Annotated in this window: 17 protein-coding genes; 2 read left to right on the top strand and 15 right to left on the bottom strand. The window is 35.8% G+C overall.

Annotation, left to right across the window (positions count from 1 at the left end; all coding sequences use genetic code 11):
- Positions 1 to 4: 4 nt before the first annotated feature.
- From panC to FIT70_RS05290, 6 genes are read right to left on the bottom strand one after another with little or no spacing between them, the layout of a single operon-like run.
- The gene (gene panC / locus FIT70_RS05315) at positions 5 to 841 is read right to left on the bottom strand and encodes a pantoate--beta-alanine ligase (protein WP_139931040.1); all 837 of its coding nucleotides are present in this window, start codon (positions 839 to 841) and stop codon (positions 5 to 7) included.
- A 3-nt stretch (positions 842 to 844) separates the two neighbouring features.
- A complete protein-coding gene (gene panB, locus FIT70_RS05310; RefSeq protein ID WP_139931038.1) occupies positions 845 to 1,600 on the bottom strand; it encodes a 3-methyl-2-oxobutanoate hydroxymethyltransferase in 756 nt (251 codons plus the stop codon).
- Entirely contained in the window at positions 1,597 to 2,244 is a 648-nt protein-coding gene (locus tag FIT70_RS05305; RefSeq protein ID WP_028818216.1) for a deoxynucleoside kinase, read from the bottom strand. Before FIT70_RS05305 ends, panB begins: the two co-directional genes overlap by 4 nt.
- Positions 2,241 to 2,726 carry a 2-amino-4-hydroxy-6-hydroxymethyldihydropteridine diphosphokinase gene (gene folK, locus FIT70_RS05300; RefSeq protein ID WP_139881767.1) on the bottom strand — a complete coding sequence of 162 codons (486 nt, stop codon included), beginning with the start codon at positions 2,724 to 2,726 and terminating at the stop codon, positions 2,241 to 2,243. The genes FIT70_RS05305 and folK overlap by 4 nt, the downstream gene beginning before the upstream one ends.
- Positions 2,727 to 2,732: 6 nt before the next feature.
- Positions 2,733 to 3,995, bottom strand: a complete 1,263-nt coding sequence (gene pcnB / locus FIT70_RS05295; protein WP_139870568.1) for a polynucleotide adenylyltransferase PcnB — start codon at positions 3,993 to 3,995, stop codon at positions 2,733 to 2,735.
- 15 nt (positions 3,996 to 4,010) lie between these two features.
- Positions 4,011 to 4,559 (bottom strand): cob(I)yrinic acid a,c-diamide adenosyltransferase, encoded by a 549-nt coding sequence (locus FIT70_RS05290; protein WP_028818218.1) that lies wholly within the window; start codon positions 4,557 to 4,559, stop codon positions 4,011 to 4,013.
- 79 nt (positions 4,560 to 4,638) lie between these two features.
- On the opposite strand from FIT70_RS05290, the gene murI reads away from it, so the two are divergent.
- A complete protein-coding gene (murI, locus tag FIT70_RS05285) occupies positions 4,639 to 5,448 on the top strand; it encodes a glutamate racemase (RefSeq protein WP_139881765.1) in 810 nt (269 codons plus the stop codon).
- A gap of 1 nt (position 5,449) precedes the next feature.
- Here the strand turns inward: murI and FIT70_RS05280 are convergent, their stop codons facing one another.
- Together FIT70_RS05280 and FIT70_RS05275 are read right to left on the bottom strand one after the other, a co-directional pair.
- Complete coding sequence (locus FIT70_RS05280; RefSeq protein ID WP_139868214.1) at positions 5,450 to 5,611, bottom strand: zinc-finger domain-containing protein; 162 nt, start codon at positions 5,609 to 5,611, stop codon at positions 5,450 to 5,452.
- A gap of 3 nt (positions 5,612 to 5,614) precedes the next feature.
- Positions 5,615 to 6,547 carry a branched-chain amino acid transaminase gene (locus FIT70_RS05275; protein WP_223255700.1) on the bottom strand — a complete coding sequence of 311 codons (933 nt, stop codon included), beginning with the start codon at positions 6,545 to 6,547 and terminating at the stop codon, positions 5,615 to 5,617.
- Positions 6,548 to 6,647: 100 nt separating this feature from the next.
- On the opposite strand from FIT70_RS05275, the gene FIT70_RS05270 reads away from it, so the two are divergent.
- Positions 6,648 to 7,223 (top strand): SCO family protein, encoded by a 576-nt coding sequence (locus FIT70_RS05270; RefSeq protein WP_028818220.1) that lies wholly within the window; start codon positions 6,648 to 6,650, stop codon positions 7,221 to 7,223.
- Here FIT70_RS05270 and FIT70_RS05265 read toward each other — a convergent pair.
- The 7 genes from FIT70_RS05265 to FIT70_RS05235 all read right to left on the bottom strand — a co-directional run bounded on the left by FIT70_RS05265 (position 7,220) and on the right by FIT70_RS05235 (position 14,186).
- Positions 7,220 to 7,942, bottom strand: coding sequence for a M48 family metallopeptidase (locus FIT70_RS05265; protein WP_028818221.1), 723 nt, complete (start codon positions 7,940 to 7,942; stop codon positions 7,220 to 7,222). The genes FIT70_RS05270 and FIT70_RS05265 overlap by 4 nt on opposite strands.
- Positions 7,935 to 8,642 carry a lysophospholipid acyltransferase family protein gene (locus FIT70_RS05260; RefSeq protein ID WP_028818222.1) on the bottom strand — a complete coding sequence of 236 codons (708 nt, stop codon included), beginning with the start codon at positions 8,640 to 8,642 and terminating at the stop codon, positions 7,935 to 7,937. The genes FIT70_RS05265 and FIT70_RS05260 overlap by 8 nt, the downstream gene beginning before the upstream one ends.
- 10 nt (positions 8,643 to 8,652) lie before the next feature.
- Positions 8,653 to 9,195: a D-glycero-beta-D-manno-heptose 1,7-bisphosphate 7-phosphatase gene (gene gmhB, locus FIT70_RS05255; RefSeq protein ID WP_139870565.1), complete on the bottom strand. Its 543-nt coding sequence runs from the start codon at positions 9,193 to 9,195 to the stop codon at positions 8,653 to 8,655.
- Between the two features lie 3 nt (positions 9,196 to 9,198).
- Positions 9,199 to 11,298, bottom strand: coding sequence for a glycine--tRNA ligase subunit beta (gene glyS, locus FIT70_RS05250; protein WP_139931036.1), 2,100 nt, complete (start codon positions 11,296 to 11,298; stop codon positions 9,199 to 9,201).
- Positions 11,295 to 12,224: a glycine--tRNA ligase subunit alpha gene (glyQ, locus tag FIT70_RS05245; RefSeq protein WP_028818225.1), complete on the bottom strand. Its 930-nt coding sequence runs from the start codon at positions 12,222 to 12,224 to the stop codon at positions 11,295 to 11,297. The genes glyS and glyQ overlap by 4 nt, the downstream gene beginning before the upstream one ends.
- A 27-nt stretch (positions 12,225 to 12,251) precedes the next feature.
- Entirely contained in the window at positions 12,252 to 13,709 is a 1,458-nt protein-coding gene (gene lnt / locus FIT70_RS05240; RefSeq protein ID WP_223257719.1) for an apolipoprotein N-acyltransferase, read from the bottom strand.
- Between the two features lie 102 nt (positions 13,710 to 13,811).
- On the bottom strand, positions 13,812 to 14,186 hold the full coding sequence (locus tag FIT70_RS05235) for a hypothetical protein (protein WP_139870561.1): 375 nt from the start codon (positions 14,184 to 14,186) through the stop codon (positions 13,812 to 13,814).
- Positions 14,187 to 14,194 lie beyond the last annotated feature (8 nt).

Here is a 14,194-nt window from a genome sequence, read left to right as displayed (position 1 = left end):
CAGTTCAATCCTGGATGCAAAATTCAATATTATCAATGAGGCGAACAGACCCTAGGGTGGCGGCTCCTAAAATAACTATCTGATTTTCATCATGAACTGGATTTTCAAGTGATTGAGCTGAGCGAATCGATAGATAATCGACTGACCATCCAGAAGTATTTAATACGCTCAATGCGTGCGCTTCAATTTCTTTAAATGAAGAAGTTTTTTGTATCACCTTTTCCTTCATAGTATTCAATTGCTCAAATAATTGAGGGGCTTTTTTTCTATCTTCCTGGGAAAGTAAATTATTTCTTGAGCTTTTTGCTAGGCCGTCATGATCTCGAACTGTATCGATTCCAACAATTTCAATAGGATAGTTAAGCTGTTTTACCAATGCTTTAATCAAAAAAAGTTGTTGAAAATCCTTTTTTCCAAAAAAAGCTATGTCGGGCTGAATAAGGTTAAATAATTTACAGACAATAGTGGCAACGCCATTAAAATGCCCTGGTCTAAATTTTCCACACAAATCGTTTGCAATGCCAGGGAGCTTAATTTCAATTGTTTCTAATGAATCAAGAATATCTTCTTCGGATGGAGCAAATACGAAAGGTATGTCCAATTCTTTAAGTATAGATAAGTCTTCTTTTAATGTCCGCGGATAATTTTTAAAGTCTTCTTTTGAGTTAAATTGAAGTGGATTAATAAAAATGCTCACTACAATATTTCTTGAAACTTTTGATGCTTCTTGAATGAGTTTAATGTGGCCTTCATGGAGATTCCCCATGGTAGGCACAAAAGCAATATGTGTTAATCCCTTTAATGTTTGAATTAATTGGTTTTGAGTATGAATGACATCCATACTTTAAGAATGATTTTTCATGAACTGCAAAAGAAGGTTTTTGACGTCGCTATTTTTACTTGGTGCGGATGTTTTGTTTAAATAAAGATCATGAGATGTATTCGAATTTATTAATAAATCATACAAAATAAAAACCTCGCCATCGCATGATGAGCCCGAGTGAAATCCAATCGTCGGAATAGATATTTCTTGCGTAATTCTCTTGGCAACATCCTCAGGGACAGAAGATAGCACCAACATATCGGCCCCAGATTTCTCAAGCGCTTTTGCATCCTCAACAATAGTTTTTAGAGTTTTTTCTAATGAAGTTTGAATTTCATTGCTATCCATATCTTTAATGCTTTGTGGCATATATCCTATATGACCACATACTTTAATATTTTTTGTTTTTAAGTGGCTAACGATAGATGCCAATGATGCACCACCCTCGAGCTTAACCATATGTGCCCCTGCTTCAATAAGCGCTATGGCACTTTTGTATGCAAGGTCATTGGTCTCATAAGTATGGATAGGTAGATCACTGATAATGAGTGTAGATTTAGCACCCTGCGCGACCGCTCTCGTGTGATAAATCATATCGTTTAAAGAAACATCATGCGTATTCACATCGCCCTTAATAAACATACCCAGAGAATCTCCCACTAAAATAGCATCAACTTCTATTGACTCTAAGAGCATTGCAAAAGATGCATCGTAGCAAGTGAGAATAGTAATTTTTTTACCATTTTTTACTGTAGATTTAAGAGGTATTGAGTTCATAGAAGCTGAGGATTAAAAAACTCACGATTACTTTTGATGTTCATGATTCGTTCAACCAAGAGATCAATTGCATTTTTATCTTTGAGAATATTTAAATTTTCATTGTTAAGAATTAAAACAGGTGAGTGATCATAGCTATGAAAAAATTGGCTATATGATTCAGCAATCGCTTCTAAATATTCAGTTGAAATATCCATCTCAAAATCAATACTTCTATCTTTAATTCTTTTTTCTAGAGTTTCTATCGATGTTTGAATATAAATAATGAGATCTGGTTTTGGAGCTTTTAATTGCAAGTGGGAAAAGATTTGATGGTAAAGATTAAACTCTTCTTGATCTAAATTAATTTTTGCAAAGATAGGATCTTTTTCAAGAAAAAAGTCAGCAATCGTTGATTCTTTAAACATATCTATCTGTGAAATTTTTTGGATCTGATCCGCTCTTTGAAAAAGAAAAAATAACTGAGTTGATAAAGCATAGCGCTTCATGTCTTCATAAAACTTTGGCAAAAAAGGATTTTTTTCGGCTTTTTCGCTTAAAAAATTGACTGAAAATCGGTCAGCTAAAATTTTTGCTAGCGTTGATTTTCCTGAGCCAATAGGCCCTTCAACTACGATATAAGGAAATCTATCAAAAATATTCATAGAGTTATGCGTTTAGTATTTTCTGGGTCTAATCCTTTGGCTATTTTAGCGATATCTCCGAAAGGGGGAATAGAAATATTTTCATTAATTTCTTGTAAGGGGAAAATAACAAAGGCCCGCTCATGCATTCTTGGATGCGGTATCGTAAGTTTAGGCTCAACCAGCCTCATGTCCCCATAAAGAAGAATATCTAAATCAAGCGTTCTAGGCGCGTTAGGGAATGGACGCTCTCTTTTGTGTGAGATTTCTATCATTTGTAGTTCCGCTAAGAGCTGATGAGGGCTGAGATCAGTTTCAATTGATACTACAGCATTTATAAAGTCGGGTTGGTCTTTATAACCTAGAGGCGAACTGCTATAGCAACTTGATTTTTTTATAAGTCTGCTTTTGGGCATGTTTCCAATTTCATTGAATGCAGAGGTAACTTGATTTAGTGGATTTGCAAGATTACTTCCTATTGCAATGTAAGCTAAGGTGCCCATCTTTGATTATTTGCGGGTAAGTTGTTTAACCATTAATGATTTTTCATGGTGATCAGCATCAATAAAACTTGTCCACCATATGCCGATACTCTGATCAAGCTGATTAGATTGACATCGCAATAGCATAAAGTCATAAGCAGCCCTGAATCTTGGATGAAGCAATAATCGGTATATTTTTTTTGGAGATTGATTTTCAAATCGTGGCTGCAATCGCCATATTTCTTTCATAGTAATTGTGAAGCGTTTATGAATAGGGAAAAGTTTAATTTGTTTTTCGATCACTTCATCAATCGCTTGGTTAAGGCCGGCTATAGAATGTTTAAGCTCGACTTTGTATTGGTCCCACAATAAATGAACTTGATGCCACAATAAAAATGAAAATAAGAAACTCGGGTTACATGACTTGTCTTGGTTAATTCTTAAGTCAGTATTTTTAAGGCCATTCGAAATGAAAAGATTAATTTCTTCTGATTTAAATGTTGGTGATAAGAAAAACTGTGAGTAGATACTTTCATCTTGCATTACTTTATAGCTGTTTAATGCGTGACCTGTTAAGAAAAATTTAATAACTTCATCAAACAGCCTTGAATGAGGAATGTCATGAAGTAGAGGGATAATTTTTTTTATAGGACTTCTTGAAGGGTTATGAAGAGTCATATTGAGTTTTGCACATACACGGAATGCTCTTAAGATACGAATAGGGTCTTCTTGATAGCGTTTTTCTGGATCGCCAATCATCCGAATAATCCCATGTTTAAGATCTTCTAGTCCTTCATGAAAATCAACAAGCTTATGATTCGTTGGACTATAAAACATTGCATTAATAGTGAAGTCGCGTCGCATCGCATCTTCTTCTATGGTTCCGTAATGATTATCATCCCTAATCATAGAACCATCAGGCTGAGGAATTTCTTTTTGCTGGGAACGGTATGTAGAGACTTCAATGACTTCTCGTCCGTATATCACATGAACTAATTTGAAACGTCGTCCGATCATCCTAGAGCGCCTAAATAAATGATGTATTTGATCGGGCGTAGCGTTTGTAACTACGTCAAAGTCCTTTGGCTTAATCCCAAAAAGAAGATCTCTGACTGCTCCTCCTACAAGGTAAGCTTCAAAACCATTATCTTCTAGAACTTCTATGGTTTTGATTGCATGAACGCTGATAAGACTGATATCAATTTTTTTGAAATCGATTTCAAAGTTAGATTTTTTAGTTTTTTTAAATTTTTTAAAAAAGGCTTTAAGTATAGGAGGGGTCGATGACATTAATGAAGATCTGTATTAACTAATATCTTTTTTCCAAAAAACGTCTTTAACTTTTTTATGTTTATTGATAACTCTCGCAAGCACAAATAAAAGATCTGAGAGCCTATTAATAAACTGAAGAGAGTAAGCGTTAATCGGATCTTTTGCGTTGAGTTTAAATATAGCTTGTTCGGATCTTCTGCAAATTGTTCTGGCCATATGACAAAATGCTGCAGCTCTTGAGCCTCCCGGAAGAATAAATTCTTTCAAGGGTGGTAAATCTTTATTGTATGAGGTGATAATTTCTTCTAATTCAAGAACATCATTTTTTAGGATAATTTTGTGTCCTGGCATTGATATTTCGCCACCTAAGTTAAATAGGTGATGCTGGACAACAGTTAAAATTTTATTGATTTTTGGCGGGAGACTTTCTGTAAGCATAAGCCCAATCATTGAATTAAGCTCGTCTATCGCACCTAAGGCTACGATACGATCGCTAAATTTACTGGTCTTTGATCCATCGCCGAGGCCTGTGGATCCTTTGTCTCCACCCCTGGTGAATATTTTTGATAAACGGTAACCCATGATTTTCCTTTTCAATCTATTGTACATTAAGCTTGCTATCATCTATATTTAGATTTGAATAAAACTTTAGATTAAACCCATGTCTCCATCTCAAAATAATGCTATTGGTGTGATTGATTCCGGAGTAGGGGGCATTTCAGTTCTTAAGTGTATAAGAGCGCATTTGCTTCATGAGAATCTCATTTATGTTGCAGATTCTAAGTTTGCACCTTATGGTGAAAAATCAAACGAAGAAATTACGCGTCGCGTCTTAACTGCTTTTGATTTTTTAAATAAACAAGACGTTAAGTGCATTGTCGTAGCTTGTAATACAGCTACAGCTGCCTCAATTCAGATACTTAGAGAACGCTTTCATTTTCCGATTATAGGTATGGAGCCAGCAGTTAAGCCCGCCTCACTGATGTCAAAAAATAAAATAGTTGGCATATTGGCAACATCAGGCACTTTATTAAGTGCAAAATTTTCAGCACTTCTCGAACACCATAGTAATGATATTCATTTTATTACGCAGCCATGTTTTGGCTTGGTTGAACTTATTGAGCAAGGTGATTTAGGGAGTCCAGCGCTTATTGCACTTTTAAAAAAGTATATTGACCCTCTTTTAAAGGAAAAAATTGATACCCTAGTATTGGGGTGTACGCATTATTCTTTTTTAAAGCCCGTAATTCAAACATTAATACCGGATCATATTAAGATTGTAGATACAGGCAATGCAGTAGCAAGTTATTTAAAACATGTATTAATAGAAAAGGATTTACTAAATCAAAATAGCGCCTCAGGGACAACTCATTTCTGGACAAATAGCTTAGATCAAAATGCGGATAAGGTTATAGCGGAACTGTGGGGGCAAGGCCCGGAAAGCTTTAATTACAGAGGTCTTTGGGTTTAATTTATTTTAGCTTATAAGTTGTACCGCAATAGGGGCAGGACACCATGCCCGTTTGCGTGATATCTAAAAACACTCTTGGGTGAGATGAGAATAAATTTTCTTTTTGCGTAGGACAAAACAATGGAAGACTTTTTTTATCTACGCTTATCACTTTATTATTCATGTGTTAAACGTGAGTAAGCCAATCTGCATATTTTTTTGATTTTCCTGTAACAGCATCAAAATAAATACTTTGTAATTCTTTAGTTATTTCTCCGCGATGGCCTTTGCCAATCATTCTTCTGTCTAGTTCTTTAATAGGCGTAACTTCCGCAGCTGTTCCTGTAAAGAAAGCTTCATCAGCAGTATAGACTTCATCTCGTGTGATTCTTTTTTCAATCACTGGTATTTTTAAATCATTTGCAATTTGAATGATCGTATCGCGGGTAATACCCTCTAATGCACTCGTAAGATCAGGCGTCATCAGTTTGTTATGTTTGACGATAAATATATTTTCACCTGAACCCTCAGTAACCAAACCATTTACATCAAGTAATAATGCTTCGTCATAGCCGTCTTGACATGCTTCTTGATGCGCTAGAATTGAATTCATATAGTTACCATTTGCTTTTGCTTTACACATGGTGATGTTGACGTGATGTCTTGAAAAAGACGATGTTTTTACGCGAATGCCATTTTCAAGCGCTTCTTTGCCCATATAAGCGCCCCATTCCCATGCTGCAACGATGACATGTGTCGATAAAGTTTTTGCAGAAATTCCCATGGCTTCAGCGCCATAAAATGCCATAGGCCTAATGTACGCCGATTCTAATTTATTTTCTTTAACGGCTTTTTTGTGAGCATCCATAATGACATTTTTGTCATAAGGCATTTTCATTCCAAGAATATGCGCAGAATTAAAGAATCGATCCGTATGTTCTTTGAGTCTAAAAATGGCAGTGCCTTCATTGGTTTTATAGGCCCTTACTCCCTCAAACACACCCATACCGTAGTGAAGAGTGTGAGTAAGCACATGAGTTTTAGCCTCACGCCAAGGCGTCATTTTGTTATCAAACCAAATGTGTCCGTCACGGTCTTCCATTGAACTTGGGATTGCCATAGTTTTCCTTAAAATTGTTGAATCTTCGTTAGGTTTCTTTGATGCTTAATTGTCATTTATTAACATGATAAAATGAATCGCTTTTATTGAGAAACATATTATGAAAAAAATTGTACTTTTATTTTTAATCCTCATTTGTCTTGTCTCTTGTCAAAACTCTAATCAACAGACTTTTGTGGGTACAGATATAAGCTCTGTTCGTATGGACACGGCTTTTAGTTTAAAAGACTTTAATGGGCGCATAAGAACTTTAGAAGACTTTAAAGGTAAAGTCGTAGTGCTTTTCTTTGGTTTTACGCATTGTCCTGATATATGCCCTACAACTTTGACTGATCTTAAAAAAACAATGGTTCTCCTCAAGGATAAAGCCTCAGCCGTGCAAGTTATTTTTATTACTTTAGATCCAGCGCGCGATACCGAGGACGTTTTGAAGAAATTTATTCCAACCTTTAATAGTTCTTTCCTAGGACTTACTGGAACAGAGAGTGATATCGATAAAGTTGCAAATCAATTAAAGATTTTTAATAAAAAAGTGAATGACGGAAGTAAAGCCGGCTACACGATTGATCATAGTGCAGGTTTGTATGTTATTGATAAGAAGGGGAGCATTAAGCTTCATATAAGTAACGGACAAAAACCTGAAGACTTAGCGAGCGACCTCGCAAAGCTTATTTAGCCAATAAGATACAAGTCGCTTGAGAGCGTTTTGAGTTCTTTTTCTGATGAGCGATATTCAGGAAGTACTTTTTCTACTTCTTCCCAAAAACGATTTGAATGGTTCATTTCTTTTAGGTGAGCTAATTCATGACAGATCACATAATTGATAATATGTGGGGGCGCTTGGATTAACCTCCAATTAAGTCTAATTTCTCTTTTAGAGTTACAGCTTCCCCATCTAGATTTTGCATTTGAGAGGTAAACGCTAGAAGGATGAACATTAAGTTTAACGCTAAATACTTCTACTCTTCGAACAAAATCTTTCAATGCTTTTTCTTTTAACCATTTGGATACGAGCTTAGCGGAATGTACTTGATCATTCACACGATTTGTATCGACATGAAGTATGTCTTTATCTTGCAGAACCGAATTTGTTTTGCTCGCCTTAAGACTGAGAATAACTTTATTGCCCAAAATGTGAATTAATTCACCTGTTTTCCAATTGATTTTCTTTTTCTTGTTTAGTTGAAGGGACAGCTTCTCTTGAATCCAATCAAGTTTTGGCGCAATAAGTTCTTCAATGCGAGATCTAGGAATAAGAATAGGCGCATGAATAACAAGGCCGTCGTGATCTACTTTCAAACCAATAGTTCTTCGATTTCTTCTTTTTAGAAGGTATTTAATTTTTTTACCGCTAGGTAAAAATAACTCAAGATTGGTAGGTTTTAAATTAATCATTTAAATGTAAAACCTCTTTTTCAATCCAATTTTCAGTAAGCCTAATAATTTCATCAGGTTCCTTATTGTTTACATCTATAGCTTCGCCGATGCTGACTTGGATAGTTCCTGGTTTTTTAAGAATTGAATTTTTTGGCCAAAATAAACCTGCGTTATGAGCAACAGGAATGACTTGCGTATTTGTTTTTGAAGCAACCCAAGCGCCACCAATGTGATATTTACCTTTTTGTCCTGGAAGGGTTCGCGTGCCTTCAGGAAACATGACAATCCAAAAACCTTTTTTAAGTCGATCGAGACCTTGCGTAAGAATTTGTTCTAGAGATTTACGTCCTGCTTTTCGATTAATGGCGATGGGAGATGTCATGGCTAGGCCCCATCCGAAAAACGGAACCCATAATAATTCTTTTTTAAGTACCCAAACTTGCGGAGGAAATATTTTTTGAAAAGCAAGCGTTTCCCATGCTGATTGATGTTTGGAAAGTACAATCGATGCAGTTGAACCTATGTTTTGCTCCCCTTTGACAACAAAATTTAGATTACAGGAAATTCGAAGCCAATATAGCATTGTTTTTGCCCAAATTGAAATAAATTTATACCTTGTAATGGCTGGAAACGGAAATGTAAGAAGGGATGCCAAAGTAAATGGAATAGTAAAAATCCACATACCAATTAAAAAAATAATAGATCTTAAATAAAGCATTATTTTTAAGTTAAGCGTACTCCGTAATAATTTTTTGTGCCGCTTCTGCGAGATTTTCACAAACCCAAGTATTTTTAGGTAGCCCACCTTTGGCGAGCGTCTCTTCTCCTTTGCCTGTCTTAACGAGTATAGGCTGAGCCCCTGCTGCATCAAAAGCTTGAAGATCTCTTAAGGAATCTCCTATGGCTGGAACATTTTTTAAATTGATCGAAAAACGATGGGCAATCTCCTTTAACATACCTGGTTTTGGTTTGCGGCATTCACAATTTTCTTCTGCTCTGTGGGGACAAAAGAAAATAGCGTCGATATGTCCACCTTGTTGGGAGAGTAATTTAAACATTTTTTCATGAATGAGATTAAGTGTTGATACATCAAAAAGACCCCGGCTAATGCCTGATTGATTGGTAGCTATTGCGATTTTGAAGCCAGACTGATTTAAAAGTGCAATTGACTCTAGACTGTCTTGGATGGGGATCCATTCATTAGGCGTTTTAATAAAATTTACGCTATCTTCATTGATTACGCCATCTCTATCTAGAATGACTAATTTCATAATTTAAGAAGAGAGTTTCGATAAGTCAGCAACTAAATTCATCGCCGAATAAAGTTTTTCGAGAAGGGCAAGTCGATTCATTTTGAGTGATTCATCTTCAGCATTTACCATAACATCTTTAAAAAACTGATCAATCGGATTTTTAAGTTTACAAAGTAACTTTAATGAACCCGAATAATTTTTTGCGGCATATTCTTTTCTAGACTCAGCATCTACTAAATCTAATGTTTTATATAAATTAATTTCGGCGTCGTCCTTAAGTAAAGACTGATCAACTTTTAAGGTTGATTTAACGTCAGCTTTTTTAAGAATATTGCCAACTCTTTTGTTGGCTGATGCTAGGTCTTCAGATTCTGAGAGTAATAAAAACTCTTTAATTGCATTTAATCTTGGGGGTATTTCATTGATTAAGCCTGATTCAATCGCAAGCACGGCTTCGATATCGAGAGCAGCATAACCTTGGTCTTTGAAGAAATTGGACAGACGATCATAAATAAAAGAATTAAGATCTTTTGATTCTACTAATTTAGTTGCCTGAATAGACTCAGAAATAACTGTATTTAAATTTAGGCCAATATTTTTTTCAGTAAGAATACGAATGATTCCAATCACTTGACGCCTAAGCGCAAAAGGATCCTTGTCGCCAGTCGGCTTTTCACCAATACTGAATAAACCTATTAAAGTTTCAATTTTGTCAGCAATCGCAACGATATCTCCAACAGTGCTTCTTGGAAGGGAATCACCAGAAAATCTTGGCTTGTAATGATCTTCAATAGCAAATGCTACCTCATCTGAAATTTTTTCATTTAAGGCGTAATATCTTCCCATGATGCCTTGAAGTTCGGGAAATTCACCTACCATGTTTGAAGATAAATCCGCTTTAGATAAATCAGACGCAAGCATTACAGCATCGAGCAATTTAGATTGGTTTAAATTTTTTACAATGAGAGATGCAATAGTTTTAACTCTCTCAGATCTCTCAGATTGTGAGCCAAGTTTATTGTGGTACACAATATGTGATAGCTGTGAGAGATAGTCTTTAAGTGGTTTTTTCTTATCTTGTGCATAAAAAAATTCTGCGTCAGATAATCTTGGTCTGATCACTTTTTCATTGCCCTGAATAATGAGGTCTGAATTTTTTGGTGATATGTTTGAAACAATTAAAAATTGATTAGATAGTTTCTTATTTTTATCAATCAAAGGAAAGTATTTCTGATTAGCCTTCATGCTCAAAATAAGACATTCTTGAGGAACGTCAAGAAATTTAGATTCGAATTTACCCGCTAGAACATTTGGGTATTCAACGAGCGCTGTAACTTCATCAAGAAGATCTTCGTCTTCAATGGGGGTAAGTTGATTTGAAAGACTGGCTGCCCTTTCATTTAAAGTGTTTTTAATTAACGCTTTTCTCTCTTCAAAGGACACAATCACAGCGCCCTCGATTTTCATTTGCTCTTCGTATTGGTCAGCATGTTGAATCTCAATTATTTCTTTTTTAGACTCGAACCGATGGCCCAATGTTGTTCTATTTGAAGTAATGCCTAGAACATTTGCATTGATGACATTAGCCCCATGAAGAATGACTAATCCATGAGCTGGCCGCACAAAGTTAACAGTCGTCCATCCATCTGAGAGCTGATAAGACATCATCTTTTTTATAGGTAAACGTGCAAGGCTTGATGAAATGCATTCAGCAATAATATCTTTTAGCTTTGCACCTTCTTCATTTTTATTGATGTATAGAATTTCAGCATTGTTTTCATTTTTTTTAACAATGCCACTCACGTCTTTTTCATTTAAACCAATCGCATGTAATTTTTTTAATAAAGCTTCAGTTGGTTTTTCTGAGCCATCAAATCCAACTGAAGCAGGCATGAGTTTAATTGATACATTCTGATTGTCTGCTTCATCTTTAACATTTTTTAAATATAAGCCGATTCTTCTTGGTGTTGAAAAGATTGAATCTTCAGATATCTCATTTGCGAGATGATGTTTTGCAAGAAATTCTTTGATATTTTTTGCGAACGAAATACCAAGCTGCTTTTGTGATTTTGGAGGAAGTTCCTCAGTTAAAAGCTCAATAAGTAAATTATCTAACTTCACGATTTAACCGTCTTTTTTGCATTGAGTTGATCAATAATTTCTTTCGCGTGGCCTTTATCAGCTAAAGGAAAGCCTAAATTTGCGCGACTTAATAGATAGCTACTCGCAACGTTACGGGCTAAATTTCTTATACGACCAATATATTCTGCTCTTTCGGTAATGCTAATAGAGCCCCTTGCATCTAGTAGATTAAAAGAGTGTGCTGCTTTTAATACTTGCTCGTAGGCTGGAAGCGCTAAGTGCTCGCTTATAAGATGGTTGGCTTGTTTTTCATGGGCAGTAAACGCTTGAAATAAAAAATCAGCGTCACTATGTTCAAAGTTATATGCACTTTGTTCAATTTCATTTTGAAGATATACATCACCATATTTTAAATTATCAGTCCATGTGAGATCGTAAACATTGTCGACCCCTTGGATATACATAGCGAGCCTTTCTAGTCCGTAAGTGATTTCTCCTGTGATGGGTTTACAATCAATGCCTCCGACTTGCTGGAAGTAAGTGAATTGAGTAATTTCCATTCCATTGAGCCAAACTTCCCAGCCTAAACCCCAAGCCCCAAGCGTTGGATTTTCCCAGTCATCTTCTACAAAGCGAATATCATTTTCTTTCAGATTAAAGCCGAGTGCTTTGAGCGAACCCAGATAAAGCTCAAGAATGTTTAATGGGGAAGGCTTAAGAACAACTTGTAATTGATAATAATGCTGAAGTCTATTTGGATTTTTACCATAGCGCCCATCTTTTGGACGGCGACTTGGCTGAACATAGGTTGCCTTCCATGGTTCTGGCCCAAGTGACCTTAAAAAAGTTGCAGTATGTGAAGTACCTGCACCCACTTCCATATCATAGGGCTGAAGGATGGCACATCCTTGGCTAGCCCAATAATGTTGAAGTTTGAGAATAATGTCTTGAAAGGTTAATTGCATAATGAATTGATCTCTAATTCAAGCATTCTACTTCTTTTTCAATATCCATAAAAGTTTTGAATGTCTCATGATCCAACCAAGAAGCGCAATGAAACATAAAGTAATAACTGGCCAATTACCAAAAAAAACATAAGGCGTTGTATTTTTAAATCCTTGCACATCACCTTCGAGGATGCCTTCAGTAAATGCGGGTAATATTTCTTTGACAATACCGTGCTCATCAATAATCGCAGTAGCACCTGTATTTGTCGCGCGAATTAGCATTCTTCCTGTTTCGATGGCTCTTGCTTGAGAAAATTGTAAGTGTTGATAAGCAGCAATAGATCTTCCATACCATGCATCGTTGCTGACATTAGCTAAAATTGTTGCAGAAGGAAGTGCTTGAATAATTTCTTCACCAAAAACATCCTCATAACAAATATTAAAAGCAATTTTCTGATTTTTAATTGCCATGGGCTCTTGACGATTACTGCCTCTCGACAAGTCATTCATAGGCATGTTGAGATAATGCGAATAAATATACTGAAAGATAAATTTTAACGGTATGAATTCGCCAAACGGCACTAAATGTGATTTTCGATAAACTTGAGACGAATCACCGTCTAAATTTAATACCACATTAAAGTATTTTGCATCTTGACGTTCAATCGCACCTATCAGAACGTGGCCTTGTACTTTTGAGGCATGAAGTAAAACAGATTTTTTAAATGTTTCAGGAATATATTCTGCAAGAAGCGGCAAAGCAGTTTCTGGCAGAAGAATAATTTGACCTTTTGTTTTTTGAATAAGCTTTTGATAAGTTTGTAGCGTTTGTGTAACGGTTTCTTTTTGCCATTTAATATCCTGAGCAATATTGCCTTGAACAAGCGAGATAGAGATAGGTTTGCCTGAAGGCTCGGTCCATTCTATATTTTTTAAAAGCTGCCCTGACACTAATACAGCAGCCACTAAACCAACCCTTAAAAGCTTTGAGCGTTTATCTTTATTCAGCAATACGAGGCTAAGAATGAGCGCTAGAGAAGTGAGTATCAGAGTCAGCCCATAAATACCAATAATAGGGAGAAATCCCACAAGAGGACTTGAAGGAACTTGTGAATAACCCATTGTAAGCCATGGAAAGCCAGTGAAAACCCAGCCTTTAATCCATTCAAAGAACGTCCAAATAAATGGGATTAAAAAAAAGCTCGATTTTTTATGTAAAGAAAACCATCCAATAAGACCAGTAAAAAAAGCACAGAAGAGACAGAATAAAAAAGTACTCAAACAAGATAACCAAGAGGGCATGCCACCATATGTATTGAGACTGATATAAATCCATGAAATACCAAAGCCAAATAAACCTAGACCAAAAAAGAGGCCTGAGAGAAATCCTTGCCTAGCATTATTTAGCCTATGCCAGATGTAAAAAAGACCACTTAAAGAAAGAAGCGAAATGAAATGATAGTTAAAAGGAGCAAAGCTCAGAACCGAGAGTGCTCCGAGCAAAAAAGAAATAGCTAAATAAAAGAGTGGGTAATGTTTATTCAATATACAAAATGCCGTTTAAGGCAATTGTACTGAATTATCAAGAATAAAGCCTTAAAGTAATTAAGGCTTTTGAATTTTATAAGTTTGAGAAGGACTTTTCGAGGTCTTATCAGTGTCATTTTGGAAAACAACCGTCTCAACGAACTCGTCTAGAAAATCTAATTCTGTTGTTGGGTAATAGCTCCCATCTTCTGCAGTATTGATATTGTGATATTGCCAGATAGATCCCACAATTTGCTCAGAAGATTTCATTTTAATGTCTTCCTTGAAAGCAGGCTCACCAAGAACCTTAAGAATTTCATCCTTATTAAAACGACTAATAGCTTCAATAAAGGATTTTTCATCTACCGGAAGAGCGCTTCTATCAGAGTTCGTTTCTGCCGCATGTAAATATGGTGATGCGATTAAAAAAATGGCTAAAAGTAGTTTTTTCATGAAAGATT

The sequence above is a fragment of the Candidatus Methylopumilus universalis genome (assembly GCF_006364435.1).
GTDB lineage: Bacteria > Pseudomonadota > Gammaproteobacteria > Burkholderiales > Methylophilaceae > Methylopumilus > Methylopumilus universalis.
The sequence above is the reverse complement of the archived record's forward strand: the minus strand, read 5'-3'. Positions and strand labels throughout refer to the sequence as shown.